This is a genomic window from Glaciecola sp. 33A, assembly GCF_002836745.1.
Taxonomy (GTDB): domain Bacteria; phylum Pseudomonadota; class Gammaproteobacteria; order Enterobacterales; family Alteromonadaceae; genus Glaciecola.
This window is the reverse complement of record NZ_PJAR01000040.1, coordinates 22726-41796: the sequence shown is the minus strand read 5'-3', so window position 1 is coordinate 41796 and position 19071 is coordinate 22726. Positions and strand designations below refer to the sequence as shown.

Sequence of the window (19071 nt, the reverse complement as noted above, 5' to 3'; positions counted from 1 at the left end):
ATTTTTATATGCTTTTTAGAGTAAAACACAAATTGTTAAAAAAAAACCTAAATTGTTAATAAAAACTTAATTATTAATAACTTAATTTTAACATTCGAGAAAAGGCGTCTTATTTAAGAGAAAACGTTTCTCTTTATTTACGAGAGAATCATTATTCATAAAATAAGCACTCAAAGTGCTTTCTAGCGAACGATTCCCCAGCTTAATTTATTATCAACAGCCGTCTAAAATTTATATCCTACAGATACCGTGTAAACCCAAGGATCGATGTCTACAGTGACATTACCCGCGGCATTATCTGCACCTAAAGTCACATTATCTAGAGTAAAGTTAGCGTCCGTACTAATGTCAATGTAACGAACGGAGGCATTAACAAACCATTCGTTATCAATCATGTAATCAAAGCCGACTTGCGCAGAAATACCAAAAGAGGCGTCTAAATCTAAATCGCTAAAACCAAGTGATTTATTAGCAGCGGTAAATTTTTCATCAAAAAAGATTGTGTAATTTAGACCAACACCAACGTAGGGTTGAAACGCAGCGCCGCTATCAGCAAAGAAGTAGTTTGCCGTAACCGTAGGCGGCAAATGCGTGACCTCGCCAAGTTGGGCTAAACCTAATGGGTTGGTGTTGACATTAACATCGTGCGTGAAAGGCGTTGCCGCGAGCACTTCTATATTCCATTTATCGGTAACAAAATAAGCAAAATTAAGCCCCACTTGCGTATTGTTATCAACGTTTAAAGCAAATCCCAAGTCACCACCGCCAACAAAAATATTGGAGCTCGATTCGTCTGGTGCAACCGTCGTTAAACCGATGCGAACGAGCATATCGCCTTTTTCATGAGCTTTTGCGTTAGGGCTAAACAAGGCGGTAGCGCTAAAAAGTGCGGTAGCACCAAAAAGAGCAGTTGCAGCGGATAGTATTGGTATTGATTTTTTCATATGTTGTGTTCCCTAAGTAAATGGTGACCATCATAATGAAGTTACACATCCAAAATACTAAACGTTAATATTTTGTTAATAACCGAGCTCGAGTATAAGAAAAAATTATTAATATAGTCAACGGGATAACACAAACAAGGTTACAAAAAATTTCCTATTGATGCGAAATATGATGTTTAGCAGTGGTCTTTTAGACGGAACACAGAGAGTGAATGTCGAACACAATTAAGTTGATTTCTGTGCTTTAGGAACTGTGTAACTTGACTTTATTGGTCTATTGCAAAGGTTGGTAAAGAAGTGCCCGCGTGAACGGAGATTACTAGACAGGTAAAGTTAACAATCATTCGTGTAAAGCTGAATGTACAGTTTTGATGTTAACTAGCATCAACATCAAGGCAAGTGGGACCTGCGTGGTTTTCATAAGGGTTAGCTATAAGGTAAGTTTTCTTACCTTATTTGCATTTTTTGCATCAGAGTAGAGTGAAGTCAAAAAGTTGAATTTGCACCGTTTCACCCGCTTGAACATGGCCTCGGTCTGTTTCTAGGACAATATAGCAATTGCTGTTTGCGAAGCTTGAAAATACACCAGAACCTTGCGCCCCTGTAGACTCTACTGCTAATTGACCAGATTTATTGATGTAACATTTTCCTCTTTGATAGTCTGTCCTGCCAGGCTGTTTTTTGAGTTCCCCAACACTAACTGCAGGTAATATATGAGCTAAACTGACTGTTTCACCCGCCATTTGTTTTAATGCGTCAGTCGCTATTTGATTAAATGTGACGAAAGCTGATACTGGATTGCCGGGTAATCCAAAAAATATGCTGTTTGGTAAACGACCAAAAGCGAGCGGTTTCCCAGGTTTGATCGCAATTTTCCAAAAATCTACTTGTCCAAGTTCAGCTAATATGTCTTTAACAAAGTCAGCTTCTCCTACCGAAACACCACCGGACGTGATCACACAATCGGCTTGAACATCGGCTTGCAGAACAATTTTTCGTAATTCATCTTTGTCATCGGCCACTATCCCGAAATCGATTATTTCACAATGCATTTTTGTCAGTAGTGCGATAATAGCAGGACGATTGCCGTCATATATCTTATGTGCTTGATAATCATCGCCAGCTCGCATTAATTCGTCGCCGGTGGAAAATACAGCGACTTTAAGCTTCCTATAAACTCGGACCAAATCACACCCTAACGAAGATAATAGGCCAATATCAGACGCGGTTAACTTTTTACCGATAATGGATACTAAACTATTCTTCTTAATATTTTCACCCGCCAATCTAAGGTCATTTCCTTTTTTAGGGATCTTAGTAAACGAGACTTGGTCACCTTTGGCAATTGCGTTTTCTTGCATCATTATGGTATCAGCGCCACTAGGCACTGCGGCCCCCGTCATGATGCGCACGCATTCGCCCTCGCTAAGGTGTTTGAGATATGGACTGCCAGCAAAGCTTTTTCCAACCACCGTTAATGTGGATAACTCTATTAGGTCTTGCAACCTAAAAGCGTATCCATCCATTGCAGAATTGTCATAACCGGGGACGTCAATTGTAGAGTAAATATCTTCTGCTAACACTCTACCTAAAGCTCGTTCAAGTTGAATCTGCTCTGTTTGAGTTACACTATTTACTAATTGTGAAATTTGGGCTTTAGCTACTTCTATTGACATTAGACCTGGTTGGTCACACGAAACTGACATTAATAGTGTCCTGTATTAAATAAATTTACAATTTGCCTAGTTTTTTCTACACCTAAAAAAGGCATTTTAGTCTAGTGTCATCACGGTGATGTCATCTTGATTTACAATCTCATAACTCACGCAAATTAAACCAACGCCTGGTTTACTCTGTGACAATCTGCATTGCTTAACACACACTCTGACACTCAGAATATACCGTTTTTAACCACTTGAGATTATCAATACCAGGTGAACCGAGTGACCCATGTTCCTCCCCCAATTTGTCAACTAACATGCGCATGAACATCGCTGCAGTATGCCATCCACTGGCACATAAACCACCGAACAGCGATTTTTTAGCCGCCTCATTGTCTAAATGAAAGAACTGGGGATCATATTTACTGGCAAAGTCTTTTATCTCAGTTTCAGTTACCTGATAAGCGCCAAAATCTGACGTTTGACCCGGTTGATAATCTTCAAAATACATATGCTATCCTGACTTCAAATCAAGCGATTGCGTCGCTCTCTGTTATAGAAATTGTAGCAAATTGGTATGTTATTATATTAATACTAGCTAGCGAACTTTTTGTAAACGGCATTAAGTTAACGGATTAAACGCTATCATATACGACAACACTGAACAATTGTCAGCTAACAACGAAATACCTGTTTCACCAAACATATTTTCTTTATTGATCATTTTACTTGTTATTTGCATATTAATGTCAAAGTATTGGTGCTAAATCAAGGTAAATGAAATGCGTTTAATAACTAAATCAATGTTGACACTGGGTATTAGTTTACTTGCTTTCTGCTCATGGGGTATTCAAAACAACACAATGGAAAAGCGTATAGATTTTACTAATCCTAAAGAAGCCCAAAATTGGGTCATCGTTAACGATACTGTTATGGGTGGTCGCTCAAGAGCAGGTTTAGGCATTGAAAAAGACATGCTGATTTTCTCCGGCGATTTATCATTGCAAAATAATGGTGGCTTTGCCTCAACCCGCCGAATATATGAGCCCTTAAATTGGAACAGCAGTGAGACCTTCGAAATAAAAATGCTCGGTGATGGACGAAGCTATCAGTTTAGGCTGCGCACTAACCGCAATGCAGATGGGGTAGCTTATGTAGCTAACTTCACTACCAAAAAAGACCAGATTCAAAGCATACAGTTCAATATTAACGACTTTACAGCTCAATTCAGAGGGCGTCTTGTGCGCGGCGCACCAGCATTAAATTTTTCAGATATTGCGCAAATGGGCTTTATGTTGGCTGACAAAAATCCAGGCAGGTTTGTGTTACAAATTTCGCATATCAGGCAGATCCCGGAGATCATTTAATATCACGCTGTCAATACGCCTTGAGTACGGAGCTAACCACCATTTTCAACGCGATAGGATAGACAGCGACATTGCTGTTTGCTTAACATCATTTAGGTAATTTTTATTTGTACGTTTAGACATTTTGACGCTTCAGAGTTGAAATGTATCCTTTATTGAAGCGTCCTGCTAATTCAACCACAACACTTTATAACTTCCATGACTAATTCACTTTCTACAGCTAAAGACAAAGTTTTAAATCCAAAACTTACGCATCAAGGTAATCCTCTTTCTGAACCTGAAAGGAAAGAAATGTTAAACAGCATAGAGACATATCCAAAAAGTATTGAGGACGCGAAGAAAGTCATTTCTTCAAGCTCTGAGGTCGCTTCTATGATCGATTTTGTCTACACGAATTTACTGTTTCAACCAGTAAAAAATTAAGTATAAAATAATGGCTATAGAGTTTTTTAAAGATGCAAACTCATCCACTCATGCATCTAACAAGAAAAAATGATCGCCTTTCTCATATTATGGCTACGCTTCCTAGTACAACGCAAGTGAAGTCAGTATATAGAATAGATATGGAAGAATATCATGGTTGGAAAATCAATTCTGTACAAAAAAGAGACAATTAACAAGACACCCATGATAACGAGTAGCCAAAAAAATAGTTTTGCGATTTATTACGATGGGTGTCTTGTTAATTAACGAATAGCACCTTTGGCGTCTCGAATTGCAGGGTATATAGCCTTCACTTGGTCGCGTGAACTTTCCGATAAATTTAGTATAGCGTCAATTGCATTGAGCAAAGTGTCCGGTAATGTTCCGTAATCCCTTAGTAGTCGATAGTTGATGGAGATGCCGATAAAACCGCGCTCCGCAAAATATGTAAGCGTATCAAAAGCTGCGGCCATTGACTTATCGCCACCTATAAAGTCTCTACCATGAATAAAAACAACAGCTGGTTTTAAAGGTTCTTCATTATTTGGTTTATAAATATCCAATAGTAGATTTTTTGAATCCGAAGACTCTGTATTCCAATAGGCGTGACTTAAACCTTCGCCATATTTAACATCGGTAGTTAAATCGACAGAGAAGTTCGCCAATTTGTAAACTTCTGCGGTACTCGTAACCGCAGGATTAGGCTGTTGTTTAGTTGCTTCAGTTGGATTTTGTGACGGATCGCTGCTGCTACAACCACTAATTATTAGAAAAAGATAAAAAATAGGTATGTGTATTGAGCGGACTTTTGACCTTTATCTTTTCCGCTATTGAACAATATTTTTGGCCGAGTAAAACTGTGATGTTATGACTTTTCCCTTGCCCTGCTCCTGCAATAGTCAGGCTTAATAATCTGCTCTACACTAAAAACTAACGTACTTGATAACAGCAAGACATTTACGATTACAATGAGCGACATCGGATTTGAAGTATTATAAATTGCATTACAAGACGTAGTTGAAAAACAGCAACTTATCGAAGAAGAACTAAACGCATTGTCAGAAAAATCAAAGGTACGCAAACTCGTTGTAGAATAATTCCATCTTTTTGAAGGTTCACTAACCCTTTTGAATCGTATTGCTTAATCACGAGTAGTATTACATCTTTGGGAACTGAGACGCTGCTTTCAAGAAAAACCAAGGTCTGGTTTTGGCACGGGTCGTTTGAAAAGTCGAATTCTTAATAGTCGGTATAAGACCCGCCCCCTATGTAAGAGTGCAGATTGGGTGCAGCTGAAACTGTCAACCGCCGATATAAGACATCTCAACTTTTTTGTGTTTTGTCGTCTCTGCTGTGCGAAGTTCCGAATACCGATCCTCTCGCTGGTTCCAAATCAGCCCTATAGCATTGGTAATTTGCGTATCGCTTTTACCTGAACGCATAAGTGCGCGTAAGTCATGGCCTGACTCCGCGAATAGGCAAGTGTACAACTTGCCATCAGTTGAAACACGGGCGCGTGTGCAGGTAGAGCAGAAGGCTTGCGTAACGCTTGATATAACGCCGATTTCGCCGCTTCCATCTGCATAAGTCCAGCGCTGGGCGACTTCACCGCTGTAGTTGGATGGTAATTCGATGAGCGGCATCTCTGCGTTAACCATGCGTATAATCTCGGCTGAGGAAACGACATCGTTCATACACCAGCCATTGGAGGTACCCACGTCCATGAATTCGATAAAGCGTACAATGTGACCGCTACCTTTAAAATGCCGCGCCATGGCAACGATATCTTTATCGTTGACACCCTTCTTGACAACCATGTTGATTTTAATGGACGTAAAGCCAGCGCCGTGTGCCGCGTCGATACCCTTTAACACATCAGCCACGGGGAAATTAACATCGTTCATAGCCCGGAATGTCACCTCATCGAGAGAATCAAGTGAGACAGTCACTCGATTCAGGCCTGCAGCCTTGAGCGCTTTGGCCTTCTTGGGTAATAACGTGGCGTTCGTAGTAAGGGCTATATCAAGTGGCTTCCCATCTTGCGTTTTGAGGGTGGTCAGCATTTCGACCAACACCTCGAGGTTTTTACGCAGCAGGGGCTCACCTCCCGTGAGACGAACTTTCGTAACACCGTGTGCAACGAACAGCCGCGCCGTGCGCGTGATTTCCCCGAAACTCAAAAGTTCAGATCGTGGCAGGTATTGGTAATCATTCCCGAAGACTTCCTTCGGCATACAATAGGTACAACGGAAGTTACAGCGGTCGGTTACTGAAATGCGTAGATCGCCCAAGAGCCTGCCGCGTGTATCTGAGGTTTGGCCACTAGGAGCAGCCGCGTTCGCTGGAATCAGCGGCACTTGGCCAGCAGATAGTAGGTCAATAATAGGGATTATCTTTATAGTCATTGAGCACCTGGTATGGATAAATTGATTATTAAGCGATAAGTTATGACAAGCAGCTATAGTAAGATAATCCACCGGTTTCAAAGAACTCTAACGGCTTCAGCCGATAGTAGTTTTCTTCCACATCGATTGTTTGCTCGGCATATTGCTGCGTCATTACTTCCTGCAACTGTCGCACTAGGGAGTAACTCCTTATGCTCGCTTACCGAAACCATAACACTGCTAAAGTAGTTTTCAATCGCTACTATAATAACAAAAACCATAAATATAAAATACATAACGGTGTTTGTCAAACTAGTTGTCGCGATTAACCTACTTTACACCTTCAATTTCAATCCTATCGCGTGCAGGATTTAAGTGTACTTTGTCGACCAGCTCCCAGTTGCGGGTTTGGCCACTCCATCGCTCTGGATTTTTATCCTTAGCTTTTTGATATACGTCTTTTCTCTTTACCAATACTTCTTTGGCTAAACCTGCGTGACGTTGATGAGGAGTTACGAATTTCAATCCACTATGTTTATGATTAACGTTGTATCAATGACTAAATTTCAGCACCCAATCACGCGCCTCAGCGATGCTTAAAAAACCTTTATATGGATAATCAGGTCTGTATTTACACGTTTTGAGTATCGACTCAGAATAAGCATTATCGTTGCTTACTCTTGGACGACTAAACGATGTTGCAATGCCCAACTGATATAAGGTCTCTAGCATCGAAGCACCTTTCATTGGACTCCCGTTATCTGAGTGCAATATCAGTGGTTTATCTCTAATATCTTCACGTAAATGAGTGCGCCTAATAAGTGTTGCCGCGTGAACGGCAGACTCTTCATCATGTATTTCCCAACCCACCATTTTTCGACTAAACACATCCAAGATTAAATATAAGTAAAAGTGAACGCCTTTCGCAGGGGCTGGCAACCACGTAATATCCCAACTCCACAATTGGTTAGGGCCACTAGCACTATGCGTCGTAGCGACCTTCCTGTCGTTAATTTGACCACGGCCACGACGATGCTGCAACTTCTCTTCATGCAACACGCGGTAACATGTGGATTCTGACGCTAGATAAATGCCTTCATCGGGTAAAGCCGCCACCATTTGGCTCGCGGGTAAGCTTTTATATGCCTTGCTATTCATTGTATCTACTAGTTGTTTGCGCTCCGTTAACGTCAACTTGTTCTTAGGTATAGGCCGCACTGAGTCTGGTCTTCCATCGCTTTTGATAACGCCAGCAGCCATCCAACGCTGATACGTTCTAATCGTTATGCCCAGCTCTGCGCAAGCCTTATATTTCGCTGCACCACTTAACACCGCTTCATCAATTAATGTCGCAGCTTGTGAGCGATCTGCGTCGAGGATCATTCGTCCTCGGCTTCCCCCCAGCATGCTGCTATTTGTTCAACAAACAGCCCCTTTTTACGACAATAAAGCGCTAACTCTGCCTCGTTTAGCGTAGCCGTTTCTAACACTGCTGCAAACTTATTGGCTGAATACCATTGTTCAGCGTTTTTTCTATTACCGGGCATAACTTGCCCCTTATCTTTGGCTTGTTTACGCCAATAATACAGGGTTGCTTGGGTGATCCCCATATCTAATGAGAGTTTTGTAATAGAAATATTATTAGGCGGCCGCATCTTCTTTAGCGCCGACTCTTTCGTTTCAGTTGAATAATGTTGCATTGTCACTCCGTGCCCTCAACTTAACTATAGTGGTTAAATTTTAAACGCGACAGGTAGTCTGACAGAGAGGGATACCCAAATAATTATTACCTCTACCCTAAAGCAAGAAAAATACATAGAAGATAAATATGAGTCGTACAAGACGTCTGTTGCCATAGATTATAGCAACCATCAGGATAGTCATATTTTGAATTCGAATCATTTACCTTCATTTATTGAGATTTGTAATTCCTTTAATATTTCAGATCCTTAACAGAATGACATAATTAGTTTCAAGTATGATTTCAGTCATCTGTTACCCCAAACTAAAGCTATCAACCACCGCAATTATATAAGTCATTTACTTAATTCTATGGGTATATTGATCTGTCGTTTTGCCCTGCTGCAACTTGTGCCCAACGACTTCTTGTACATGGTGAAGATTAGGGTAAGCGTTTCTCACTTTCGTTATAAAGCTGTGTCTGAAACTGTGAAATGACCTTACGTTTCCATATTCATCGTTGCCTGCAACATTGCAGTTAGTCACAAATCTAGAAAACCATCCAGTAACAGCACGAGCCTCAATTTCCTCAAATATTTTGCCTTCCTTTTCATTAATCCAATCCATAAAACCTAAGCTCAAAACGCTTCGGTGAATAGGTATCTTCCTTACCGAATTAGCATTCTTAACATTTTGTTCAGTCACTAAAGACCTAACAAAAAAGAAAGGCCTTTGTGTTTTTGAGTCGAGTTGGATATCTTCCCGCCTAAGCTGGCATATTTCTCCTCTTCTCATACCGTGATACATGGCAATTAGTGTTACCCATTTGTGCCATGACTTTTCGGGATTCACGACCCCTTCTTGCATTAACTTCAACTCACCATCATCAAAGTAACCTTTGGTTGCGGCTTTAAAGTCTCGCTTAATAGTGCAGGAATTTTTCTCAATGTAACCAATCTCTTCATCACATGCGAAAGCGAATACACTTTTTAACCACGTATAAATTGCCCCCACTGATTTTCTAGAGACTTTATCGGACTGGTCACTAACTTTGCATTTAACGCTTTGTTTCCATGACATGCGGTTGTAGGGAGATTTATTTGAGGCTGGAAGCTGAAAGCATCGGTCAATGGCTTGGCCTATCTTTCTGGTGGTGTATTGGTCAATTGGCTTATCTTTAACCATATGAGTCCATATTTCCAAGTTGCGCTCATAACCTTCTAGCCCCTTTAAACTCGCCTTGCTGCGCAATATGGACTCTTTAGCTACCTGTGAAAACTTGGGTTTGGGAGATGTTTGTTCTGCTGGTGGACTTACTGAGGGCAATACCTCGTTTAAATCCAGATCCTTTTGGAGGCTTACACATGCAAAAGAAATTAAGGCAGCATCTATTTTTTGTTTAATTGTGAGTAAAAAGTTTGATAACTGGCAGGAATTTAGTTTTGAAATAACTAATGTATTGACTAGAAGTGATTTTATTTGTGACCTGATATGGACTGCTATGTCCAGAGAATCAGTCTTAAGGCTTATCCAAATCTGCTTATTTTGAATAGTTAAGCGGAGGTAGTAACGCTTATTACGACAATATAGATATGAAAAATTGGCTACAGCAAGCATAAGATTTCCTTATTTCACTGTAGCAGTTTTTGTAGCACTAAATCTCTAAAATAGAGATAAGTGCAACAAAAACAATTAGTTCGAGTTGGCCGGTAAGCCGGGTTCTGTCTTGGACAATCATTCCTCTAGGCCAACAATCGCTCATTGGCTCAAGCAACCTACCCGTTCCCAACGCGGGCCGCGCCATAAGGGAACCTATTTGGTCTTGCTCCGGGTGGAGTTTACCTTGCCATCCACTGTTGCCAGCGATGCGGTGCGCTCTTACCGCACCCTTTCACCCTTACCAAGTGTAAACACTTGGCGGTCTCCTCTCTGCTGCACTTGTCGTCGGCTTGCGCCGCCCAGACGTTATCTGGCACCCTGCCCTATGGAGCCCGGACTTTCCTCCCCTCTAAACATATAAATATGAATGGAGCGGCGATTGCCTGGCCAACTCGGGCGGGAGTATAAACTAAACGTTGGCGTTGTGATATACGTTTTGCACGTCATCACAGTCATTCAACATATCCATGAACTTTTCGTACATAGGCATATCTTCTTCGCTAATCTCTTTGCTGTCTTGTGGCACCCACGTAATTTCTTCAACATCCATTTCCAAATCAGGAAACGCGTTACTCAATGCGGTTTTGCATTTAAAAAATTCAGTGTGCGGAACAAAAACAGTCACAATACCGTCTTCAACTTCAACGTCAGATACGTCAACATCTGCTTCCATTAATGGTTCGAGCACAACTTCGTCGTCGTCACCTTTAAAGCCAAATACGGCATAATGGTCAAACATAAATGCTGACGAATTCTGCGCACCAATTTTACAGTTAGTTTTGGTAAAACAGTTACGCACATCAGTAATGGTTCTGTTGGCGTTGTCAGAAAGGCAGTCAACAATCACCATACAACCACCAGGGCCGAACCCCTCGTAGCGCATGGGTACAAAATCTTCACCAGCACCACCAGCGGCTTTTTCAATAGCCTTCTCGATAACATGACTTGGTACTTGGTCTTTTTTTGCTTTTTCGATAAGTCGACGAAGCTGCAAGTTGGCATCAGGATCGGGACCACCACTTTTAGCGACAACGTAAATTTCTTTGCCGTAGCGTGAATAAACCTTGGTTTTTGCACCGGCTGTCTTAGCCATTGAGACTTTTCTTACTTCAAACTTTCTACCCATTTTTAGTTCTCTTTTTTATGGATTTTGTATATTCGCATCACCACATCGGCCCAGCGCTTTAATTCAATACACAAGATTGTACTGTTTTTAGCTTGCGCTGTCAGCGTTGTCTCTTTCTTACAACTAATTGCTTTGCTACTGTATAAACAGCTAAAATTATTGATTAAATGGCTTATGTTAAATCAGGCGATGTGCTGCGAAGCCAAATACTCTGTCGACTGCATTTCTTGTAATCGACTTAAACAACGTTGAAATTCAAAATTTAACCGACCCTCAGAATACAAGTTCTCCAAGGGCACTTGCGCCGACATAATCAACTTCACCTTGCGCTCGTAGAACTCATCAACCATGGCAATAAAACGCCGAGCAATGTCGTCTGTATTGCTACTCATCTGTTCAACATTGGCTATCAAGACAGAGTGATAACACCGGCTTATCTCAATGTAATCAAATTGGCTCCTGGGTCCGTCACATATAGCACGAAACGTAAACATAACCACGCCGTCAGCGTTTCGCATTGCTGGAATATTTCTACCCGCAACATTAATATTGACATCAAAACTACCTTCCTCTGGTGCCAGTTGAGTGAAGTATGTTTGTAAATTAGTGGTTGCATCATCATCTAAGGGATAATGATATATTTCGGCTTTTTCAAGCGTTCTAAGGCGATAATCCACACCACTATCAACGTTGATCACGCGTGTGTTTTGATTAATTAATTCGATAGCAGGTAAAAATCGAGCGCGTTGTAGTCCGTTATGGTAAAGCTTATCAGGAATGATATTAGAGGTTGCCACCAAAACAATACCATGACCAAATAGTTCTTCCATCAGCGTGCCTAAAATCATAGCATCGGTAATATCGGACACGAAAAACTCATCAAAACAAATAACTTTTGCTTCAACGGATAGCTTCTTTGCAATAATTTTTAACGGATCTTCTTTACCGTTTAATAACGTTAATTCTTCATGCACTCTATGCATAAAACGATGAAAGTGTACGCGCATTTTATTCTCAAACGGCAAGCATTCATAAAATGTGTCAACAAGGTAGGTTTTACCACGCCCGACGCCGCCCCAAAAATATATACCCTGTATACTGGGCTTCAACATTCCCTTACCGAAGGTTTGCTTAATTTTTACGCGCCAAGAAGGCTTGCGTTTGGGGTTCGTTAGCTCATCATATAAGCGCTGCAACTCTTTGACTGCATTTTCCTGTGCCGCATCGTATTGAAAATCAATGAGCGACAAATCATCTTGATATTTTTCCCAAGGGGTCATTAAAGTTCCAAAAAATTATTTCGTATGGGTTGAAAACAAACTCAACAGCCTATACTAATTTATGTATAGAGAAGATGCGCTGTGTTTGTCTACGTAAAAAGATGGCGCATTGGTTTTTTTTGCAGTATACAGTCCTTAGACTAACTTGAAAATCGCTCCGATAGCCTTATCACTATCTTTTACGAATAAGCGCTTGCATGGAATCGATGAATAGCTGATCATTTACACTCAGAAAGCCTCACTTTGGAGACAACATGGAAATAGGCACATTAATTACTGGCATCTTTATCGGGTTGATCCTTGGCGTTATTATAGGCTTTATTGCAGTTAAAAATATGCGCTCAAATTCACAGAATAAAGTTAACCACACAGAAGCTGAACTTAAAGCTTTATTAGCAATACAGGCTAGACAACACTTGGACATCTCAAGACAAGCGTTAACTGATATCCAAAATAAAACAGCTGCGTTGGCAACTCACTTAAATGAATATGAAGAATCACTGGCACAAGCGACGATGAATGCGACTGATTCTAAAGATTCGTTTTTTGGTGAACATGCTAGCGTATTTTTACGTAACAGTTTAAATGCACACAAAAGTGACCTTGCATTAGCACAACCAGACACTCAACCACGTGATTTTGCAAACAGTGGCTCAGGGGTGTTTGTTGGCGTTGAAGCTAAGGCGCCAAAAGAGAATAAATCAGAAGGTCAGTGAACTTATGTTGTTTTTCACTAGTCTTTGGTAAGTATTCAACGTTATAGATATATTTGGAGTATCAAGATTAATGAAAGTATTTCTTCGTAAAGTAGCTGTCTGTCTAACTGCAGGCTCTATTATTTTTGTAACCTTGTCCAGCGCTAACGCTGCACTTCCTTTCTTCTCGACGAAAAAAGATGAAGTGCCTTCATTAGCACCTATGATCGAACGAACGTCGCCAGCCGTTGTTAGTATTTCAGTAGAAGGTACTCAGGCAACGCGCCAGCAAGTTCCAGAAATGTTTAAGCGATTTTTTGGCGCACCCGATGAGCAAGTTAACGAACAGCCTTTCCGGGGCATGGGCTCCGGGGTTATTATTGACGCAGAGAAAGGTTATGTGGTCACCAACAATCACGTTGTAGAAAACGCGGATGAAATAATTGTTAAATTAACCGACGGTCGTGAATTCACCGCGAAAAAAATAGGTGCTGATGAGCAGAGCGATGTCGCATTACTACAAATAACTGCGAATGATTTATCGCAGATAACCTTAGCTGATTCTGATAAATCACGTGTGGGTGACTTTGTCGTCGCTATCGGCAATCCATTTGGACTTGGCCAAACGGTCACTTCTGGTATTGTGAGTGCGTTAGCTCGCTCCGGCTTAAACATAGGTGGTTTTGAAAATTTCATACAAACTGACGCCGCCATTAATCGAGGTAACTCGGGCGGCGCATTGATTAACCTAAACGGTGAATTAATTGGTATTAACACGGCAATATTTGGACCAAATGGCGGCAACGTCGGCATTGGTTTCGCTATTCCAAGTAATATGATGAAAGGCTTAATTGACCAAATTGTCGAGTTTGGTGAAGTAAGGCGCGGTTTACTCGGTATTCAAGGCATTAATGTTGATGCTAAGCTTGCCGAAGCCATGCGCTCCCCTAGTAACAAAGGCGCTTTTATTAGAGAAGTGATCCCTGATTCTGCAGCGGCTAAAGCCGGCTTACTATCCGGCGACATCATTATGAGCTTTGATGGCAATGAACTCAGTAGCTTTGACGAATTACGCGCTAAGGTTGCCACTATGGGAGCCGGCGCTAAGGTCACCTTGACCATTGTGCGCGAAGGCAAAAAACAAGACATAAACGTTGTATTGGGTGATGCAGTAATGCCTGTCGCCGCAGCGAAAGATATACATCCGGCGTTTGAAGGCAGTGAGATGGACAATGGAAAAGACACCGAGGGTAACGACGGTGTTGTTGTTACTGATGTGCAACCTCGCGCACCAGCGGCACGAATTGGTCTTAAATCGGATGACGTTATTGTTGGATTAAACAGACAACGTGTGACTAATGTTGCCGACCTTCGTCGACTTGTCGAAGAGAGTGAAGGGAATGTAATGGCATTGAATGTAAAACGCGGTACATCTACTATTTACGTCGTTATTCGGCAATAACTGGGCAACACGTTCTATCGTTCCATGCGCCGCTTTTTGAGTGGTGCATGGAATGTTTATGTCACGATGCTGTAACACGATTGATTAATTTGGTATTATTCTCGACTAACTACTAGCATCGAACTTATTTGATATGCCATCACTGCAACGTTTTTTTACCGCTCTTCTGAAACCAATCATCCTTGGCTTAACTGTTGCAGCTATTCTACTTATATTTATTCCAGAATTTCGTCAAGGCAGCGGTCTAAATGTCCATTGGCTACAAAAGCAAGACAATCCCCCTAAACGTCTTAGCTATCATGATGCGTTGAGTAGAAGTGCACCCGCTGTTGTGTATATTTATGGGGTGAGTATAGATAATCCGAATCCCAATAGTATCTTCAGGGGTAGAACGACAGAGCGCGCTAATTTGGGCTCCGGCGTTATCATGAATGAAGATGGTTATATAATGACCTGTTATCACGTCATAAAAAATACCGATACTATATTTATTCGCTTACAAGACAGTCGAACACTGGAAGCACAAATTGTCGGGTTTGACGCGGAAACAGACTTAGCTGTATTAAAAGTCGACGCTGACGACTTACATGTGATGCCTCAAGTCCCTAAAACAGGTCTTAGAGTCGGTGATGTGGTTATGGCTATCGGTAATCCACTCGACTTAGGTCAAACCATTACGCAAGGAATTGTGAGCCGAATTAGTCGTAACAACCTTGCCAACTATTTTGATTTTATTCAAACCGATGCTGTTTTACATCCAGGCAATTCAGGTGGAGCACTGGTTGATAGCAATGGATATTTAGTTGGTATCACAAATGCGAACTTTAAAACAAGAGGACCCACTGGCAGTGGATTAACCACCGTCGACGGCATTAACTTTGCTGTTCCGTATGAGCTAGCAAAAAAAGTAATGGAAGAGATTATTGTATCGGGGACTGTTGTGCGCGGACAATTGGGCTTCACAGGAAACGCACTGATAAAACGCAAAGGCATGATTGTAACGGCTATTACTCGTGGCGGTCCGGCTGATGACGCGGGGTTAAAGCTGAATGATGTTTTACTTTCTATCAACGGTTTTGAAATTGAGCAAAATGATAATGGCCAAGCTTTGAATATGGTCAGCCAAACGGTCCCCGGAACTGAAATAACCTTAAAGATTGAACGCAATGACGAACTCATTACACTGAACGTAATTGTTGGTTCTTCAGCGTCCTCATAGACAACATCAACGCAGGAACCAAAGCATAAATAGGCACTATCCTGCGTTTATAATAAGTGGTTAGCTCGTTATTCTTTCACACGCTTAATATTAGCACCCAGACCGCCCAACTTATGTTCAATCGCTTCGTAGCCTCGATCTAAGTGATAAATTCGATTTACAATTGTCTCACCTTCAGCCACTAAACCAGCGATAACTAAGCTTGCCGATGCTCTGAGATCGGTTGCCATCACTTGTGCGCCTTTTAGTTTCGAATTGCCCTTCGACAGGGCACTGTTGCCTTCTAGTTCTATTTCCGCGCCCATGCGCTGTAATTCTGGTACATGCATAAAACGATTTTCAAATATAGTTTCAGTGATAACGCCTGAACCTTGAGCAACCGCATTCAAGGTCATAAATTGAGCTTGCATATCTGTAGGGAAACCGGGATGTGGTGCCGTTTTCAAATTGACCGCTTTGGGTAATTTACCCTGCATATCCAATTCAATCCAGTCATCTCCGATAGTTATTTTTGCGCCCGCTTGTTCAAGCTTACTGATCACAGCGTCCAATGTTGATGGTTCCGCGTTTTCACAACGCACGCTTCCACCAGATACTGCTGCAGCAACCAGAAAGGTCCCGGTTTCAATGCGATCAGGTAGCACACTGTAATTGCAACCTTTGAGACTTTTCACGCCAGTAATTTTAACACTGTCAGTACCGGCACCAGTAACTTTCGCACCCATGCTATTCAAACAGTTGGCTAAATCAACAATTTCAGGCTCTCTAGCGGCATTTTCAAGGATCGTATCGCCGTCGGCTAGTGTCGCTGCCATCATTAAGTTTTCGGTTGCACCGACGCTGACAATATCCATAAATATGCGAGCGCCCTTTAAGCGTCCATCTACCTCTGCTCGTATGTAACCTTCGTCCACTTCTATCTTGGCGCCCATTTTTTCAAGGCCAGCCAAGTGCAAGTTAACAGGACGGGCACCAATGGCACAACCGCCCGGTAATGAAACGTTTGCTTTGCCATGTTTGGCTAGCAATGGTCCTAAAACTAAGATTGAAGCACGCATCGTGCGCACTAAGTCATAAGACGCGGTAACACTGTTTAAGTTACTTGCATCAATTTCGACGTGATTTTTATCGACTTGGTTAATACTTGCACCAAAGTCTTTCAACAACAGCAACGTGGTGCTGATGTCTCTGAGTGCGGGCACATTCTGAAATGAACAAGTTGCATCAGCCAATAGACTCGAAATAAGTAATGGTAGTGCGGCATTTTTTGCACCAGAAATTGTAACTGAGCCAGATAATGGCGGGCTTTTAGTAATTACCAACTTGTCCACGGATACTCTCTTTTATATATATTTTTTTATTATTATTATGCTTTCAAATCGTTTTAAGAGTGAAACAGTTTCTCTCGTCGCCATTGGTCAACAGTAAATGTCTTGATTGTGATAGCGTGCATCGTTCCATCCGCAATTTTGGCAGAAAGCGGCCCATAAATTAGCTGCTGTTTTTTTACTCTTGGCATTGTTTCGAAGCGGTTGTCGACAGCAATAATCTGAAAATGTGAACCTTCACTCTTCACTTTAACATCCACTAAAGTCAGTTCAGACTTCAATAAACTCGCAATTTCTTCATTTGTCATTCTTTTCTCTATTCTTATTTAAACTAGGAAGCTGTCAGCATTACTTAATTTTGCCAACGCAATTAATTTTGTAGGTGAGTCATGAATACTAACATCAACATTGTTATGTTTTAAATCACGTTTAAGATTAATTAACCAAGCAAGACCTGCACTATCCGCTCTATCAACGTCATTGAGGCAGACCATTAAGCGGGCTGCGCCTTGAAGTTGCTTTTTAGCATTGGCATCGATCGAGACCCAATAGTCTTTCGTTAGCGTCAGTTGATCAAGGTCACCTTTTATGACTAGCGTTAGAACTTTGTCTCGCAGTTCGAGTTCAGCTTGCATTTATGGTACGACCTTATTTATCTAGTTTTTCGTTAAGTTTAATAGGCTCAGCAATGTTTTTTCTCATTAATTCAATTACCTTATCAATGCCATCCTGACGCAAAATAGATTCAAATTCAGTGCGTTTGCTAGATAATAAACTAATACCCTCTGCAACCATATCATATACTTGCCACTGATCAGATTTGCGGTCTTTACGGACCTTAAATGCGACTTTAATATCAGGACGATCGCCATCCTTGATAATAGCACGTACTGTTACATCCGAACGCCCGTCAAATTCTAGTGCTGGAGCAAACTCAACTAGTTGGTCGTCATAATAGCCCAATGCAACAGCATAGCTAGTAATTAAGTATTCTCTGAAGACCGACACAAATTCTAATAATTTTTCTCTGGGTACTTTACTTGCATATTTACCTAACACTTTGAATGCTGAAAAGCGGTAATCGATATACGGTAATAATTCTTCTTCCATGACCGTACGCAACAGCTCAGGGTTCTTATTAATTTGTTCTTTCTCACGTTTCATGCGGTCAAAAGTTAATGAAGCAACTTCATTAATCATGATGTACGGATCGCTTTGCTCTGATGCATTTGCTATCGTCGCTGGCACCATAAAAATCATGGCTGTTAAAATTGAAAGAACCCATTTATTTAGGCTATCAAGATGCTTATTCACACTATTCTCCTTTCCTGCTGTTGCTGTCTTAATTGTCATTTTGAATCTTTGCCAAACAAAAATTGACCAATCAGGTCTTCTAATACTAACGCTGATTTTGTATCAACGATAAATTTTGTTTCACCTTCTTGATCACCAATATAAATGGGGTCTTCACCTGGAAATACAAACCCCGGTGTTAAGCCAATATATTGTTCACCTAGCAAGCCAGCTGTGAGTATTGATACCGAGCTGGTTTCAGGAAATGTTCTAGCATAATTTGACGATATTTCCATCTCGACAACAGGAATAAGCTCTCTTTCATCTAAATATATACGCGATACTCTACCAACAATAACACCCCCTACTTTTACGGATGATCTCGCTTTTAATCCACCAATATTGTCAAACTTAGCGCTAACTTTGTAAATCTCACCACTGCCGCTCATACCTTGATTAGCAACTTGCAAAGCCAGTAACAAGGTTGCTGCTATTGCTAGGGCAACAAATATACCGACCATTAATTCTGTTTTTTTGCTTGTCATTTTAT

The 19071-nt window shown here is 41.2% G+C and carries 18 protein-coding genes, 1 other RNA gene and 1 pseudogene; 4 read left to right on the top strand and 16 right to left on the bottom strand.

Translation table 11 applies throughout. The features are described from left to right. Positions 1-224: 224 nt before the first annotated feature. From CXF81_RS10415 to CXF81_RS10405, 3 genes are all read right to left on the bottom strand, one after another. A complete protein-coding gene (locus CXF81_RS10415; protein ID WP_101181298.1) occupies positions 225-944 on the bottom strand; it encodes an OmpW family protein in 720 nt (239 codons plus the stop codon). A gap of 470 nt (positions 945-1414) precedes the next feature. Continuing rightward, positions 1415-2650 carry a gephyrin-like molybdotransferase Glp gene (gene glp / locus CXF81_RS10410; RefSeq protein ID WP_101181297.1) on the bottom strand — a complete coding sequence of 412 codons (1236 nt, stop codon included), beginning with the start codon at positions 2648-2650 and terminating at the stop codon, positions 1415-1417. 166 nt (positions 2651-2816) lie between these two features. Continuing rightward, a complete protein-coding gene (locus CXF81_RS10405; protein ID WP_232771886.1) occupies positions 2817-3116 on the bottom strand; it encodes a MaoC/PaaZ C-terminal domain-containing protein in 300 nt (99 codons plus the stop codon). Between the two features lie 271 nt (positions 3117-3387). Between CXF81_RS10405 and CXF81_RS10400 the strand changes: the two genes are divergently transcribed. Next, a complete protein-coding gene (locus CXF81_RS10400) occupies positions 3388-3972 on the top strand; it encodes a CIA30 family protein (protein ID WP_101181296.1) in 585 nt (194 codons plus the stop codon). A 686-nt stretch (positions 3973-4658) separates the two neighbouring features. On the opposite strand, the gene CXF81_RS10395 is transcribed toward CXF81_RS10400, so the two are convergent. The 8 genes and pseudogenes from CXF81_RS10395 to zapE form a co-directional block, all read right to left on the bottom strand. Next, a complete protein-coding gene (locus CXF81_RS10395; RefSeq protein WP_101181295.1) occupies positions 4659-5060 on the bottom strand; it encodes a carboxylesterase family protein in 402 nt (133 codons plus the stop codon). A gap of 636 nt (positions 5061-5696) precedes the next feature. Further along, entirely contained in the window at positions 5697-6800 is a 1104-nt protein-coding gene (moaA, locus tag CXF81_RS10390; RefSeq protein ID WP_101181294.1) for a GTP 3',8-cyclase MoaA, read from the bottom strand. A gap of 40 nt (positions 6801-6840) precedes the next feature. Further along, a complete protein-coding gene (locus CXF81_RS20490) occupies positions 6841-6975 on the bottom strand; it encodes a hypothetical protein (protein ID WP_255409445.1) in 135 nt (44 codons plus the stop codon). Between the two features lie 134 nt (positions 6976-7109). Then, positions 7110-8479, bottom strand: a pseudogene (locus CXF81_RS10385) (IS3 family transposase). A 340-nt stretch (positions 8480-8819) separates the two neighbouring features. Next, positions 8820-9785, bottom strand: coding sequence for a tyrosine-type recombinase/integrase (locus CXF81_RS10380; RefSeq protein WP_198556378.1), 966 nt, complete (start codon positions 9783-9785; stop codon positions 8820-8822). 368 nt (positions 9786-10153) lie between these two features. Continuing rightward, positions 10154-10513: RNase P RNA component class A (rnpB, locus tag CXF81_RS10375), an RNA gene on the bottom strand. Positions 10514-10527: 14 nt separating this feature from the next. Next, positions 10528-11244, bottom strand: coding sequence for a YebC/PmpR family DNA-binding transcriptional regulator (locus CXF81_RS10370; RefSeq protein WP_101181292.1), 717 nt, complete (start codon positions 11242-11244; stop codon positions 10528-10530). 182 nt (positions 11245-11426) lie between these two features. Beyond that, positions 11427-12524 carry a cell division protein ZapE gene (gene zapE / locus CXF81_RS10365; RefSeq protein WP_101181291.1) on the bottom strand — a complete coding sequence of 366 codons (1098 nt, stop codon included), beginning with the start codon at positions 12522-12524 and terminating at the stop codon, positions 11427-11429. 254 nt (positions 12525-12778) lie between these two features. On the opposite strand from zapE, the gene CXF81_RS10360 reads away from it, so the two are divergent. From CXF81_RS10360 to CXF81_RS10350, 3 genes are all read left to right on the top strand, one after another. Beyond that, positions 12779-13240: a YhcB family protein gene (locus tag CXF81_RS10360; protein ID WP_101181290.1), complete on the top strand. Its 462-nt coding sequence runs from the start codon at positions 12779-12781 to the stop codon at positions 13238-13240. 70 nt (positions 13241-13310) lie between these two features. Then, positions 13311-14681 carry a DegQ family serine endoprotease gene (locus tag CXF81_RS10355; protein WP_101181289.1) on the top strand — a complete coding sequence of 457 codons (1371 nt, stop codon included), beginning with the start codon at positions 13311-13313 and terminating at the stop codon, positions 14679-14681. A gap of 133 nt (positions 14682-14814) precedes the next feature. Beyond that, complete coding sequence (locus CXF81_RS10350) at positions 14815-15900, top strand: trypsin-like peptidase domain-containing protein (protein ID WP_101181288.1); 1086 nt, start codon at positions 14815-14817, stop codon at positions 15898-15900. Positions 15901-15968: 68 nt separating this feature from the next. Here CXF81_RS10350 and murA read toward each other — a convergent pair whose 3' ends face one another. The 5 genes from murA to mlaD form a co-directional block, all read right to left on the bottom strand. Further along, on the bottom strand, positions 15969-17231 hold the full coding sequence (murA, locus tag CXF81_RS10345; protein WP_101181287.1) for a UDP-N-acetylglucosamine 1-carboxyvinyltransferase: 1263 nt from the start codon (positions 17229-17231) through the stop codon (positions 15969-15971). Positions 17232-17284: 53 nt separating this feature from the next. Beyond that, a complete protein-coding gene (locus CXF81_RS10340; protein WP_101181286.1) occupies positions 17285-17536 on the bottom strand; it encodes a BolA family protein in 252 nt (83 codons plus the stop codon). 18 nt (positions 17537-17554) lie between these two features. Then, positions 17555-17863, bottom strand: coding sequence for a lipid asymmetry maintenance protein MlaB (locus CXF81_RS10335; protein ID WP_101181285.1), 309 nt, complete (start codon positions 17861-17863; stop codon positions 17555-17557). 13 nt (positions 17864-17876) lie between these two features. Continuing rightward, entirely contained in the window at positions 17877-18488 is a 612-nt protein-coding gene (locus CXF81_RS10330; protein WP_232771896.1) for a phospholipid-binding protein MlaC, read from the bottom strand. Positions 18489-18577: 89 nt separating this feature from the next. Next, complete coding sequence (mlaD, locus tag CXF81_RS10325) at positions 18578-19066, bottom strand: outer membrane lipid asymmetry maintenance protein MlaD (protein ID WP_006009512.1); 489 nt, start codon at positions 19064-19066, stop codon at positions 18578-18580. Positions 19067-19071: the final 5 nt, after the last annotated feature.

Bases quoted from the DNA above. Each gene is read 5' to 3' on its own strand.
- mlaD (WP_006009512.1), bottom strand. From the start codon at position 19,066: ATGACAAGCAAAAAAACAGAATTAATGGTCGGTATATTTGTTGCCCTA.
- CXF81_RS10355 (WP_101181289.1), top strand. From the start codon at position 13,311: ATGAAAGTATTTCTTCGTAAAGTAGCTGTCTGTCTAACTGCAGGCTCT.
- CXF81_RS10340 (WP_101181286.1), bottom strand. From the start codon at position 17,536: ATGACAAATGAAGAAATTGCGAGTTTATTGAAGTCTGAACTGACTTTA.
- CXF81_RS10335 (WP_101181285.1), bottom strand. From the start codon at position 17,863: ATGCAAGCTGAACTCGAACTGCGAGACAAAGTTCTAACGCTAGTCATA.
- CXF81_RS10400 (WP_101181296.1), top strand. From the start codon at position 3,388: ATGCGTTTAATAACTAAATCAATGTTGACACTGGGTATTAGTTTACTT.
- CXF81_RS10415 (WP_101181298.1), bottom strand. From the start codon at position 944: ATGAAAAAATCAATACCAATACTATCCGCTGCAACTGCTCTTTTTGGT.
- CXF81_RS10330 (WP_232771896.1), bottom strand. From the start codon at position 18,488: ATGATTTTTATGGTGCCAGCGACGATAGCAAATGCATCAGAGCAAAGC.
- moaA (WP_101181294.1), bottom strand. From the start codon at position 6,800: ATGACTATAAAGATAATCCCTATTATTGACCTACTATCTGCTGGCCAA.
- CXF81_RS10350 (WP_101181288.1), top strand. From the start codon at position 14,815: ATGCCATCACTGCAACGTTTTTTTACCGCTCTTCTGAAACCAATCATC.
- zapE (WP_101181291.1), bottom strand. From the start codon at position 12,524: ATGACCCCTTGGGAAAAATATCAAGATGATTTGTCGCTCATTGATTTT.
- glp (WP_101181297.1), bottom strand. From the start codon at position 2,650: ATGTCAGTTTCGTGTGACCAACCAGGTCTAATGTCAATAGAAGTAGCT.
- CXF81_RS10360 (WP_101181290.1), top strand. From the start codon at position 12,779: ATGGAAATAGGCACATTAATTACTGGCATCTTTATCGGGTTGATCCTT.
- CXF81_RS10370 (WP_101181292.1), bottom strand. From the start codon at position 11,244: ATGGGTAGAAAGTTTGAAGTAAGAAAAGTCTCAATGGCTAAGACAGCC.
- CXF81_RS10405 (WP_232771886.1), bottom strand. From the start codon at position 3,116: ATGTATTTTGAAGATTATCAACCGGGTCAAACGTCAGATTTTGGCGCT.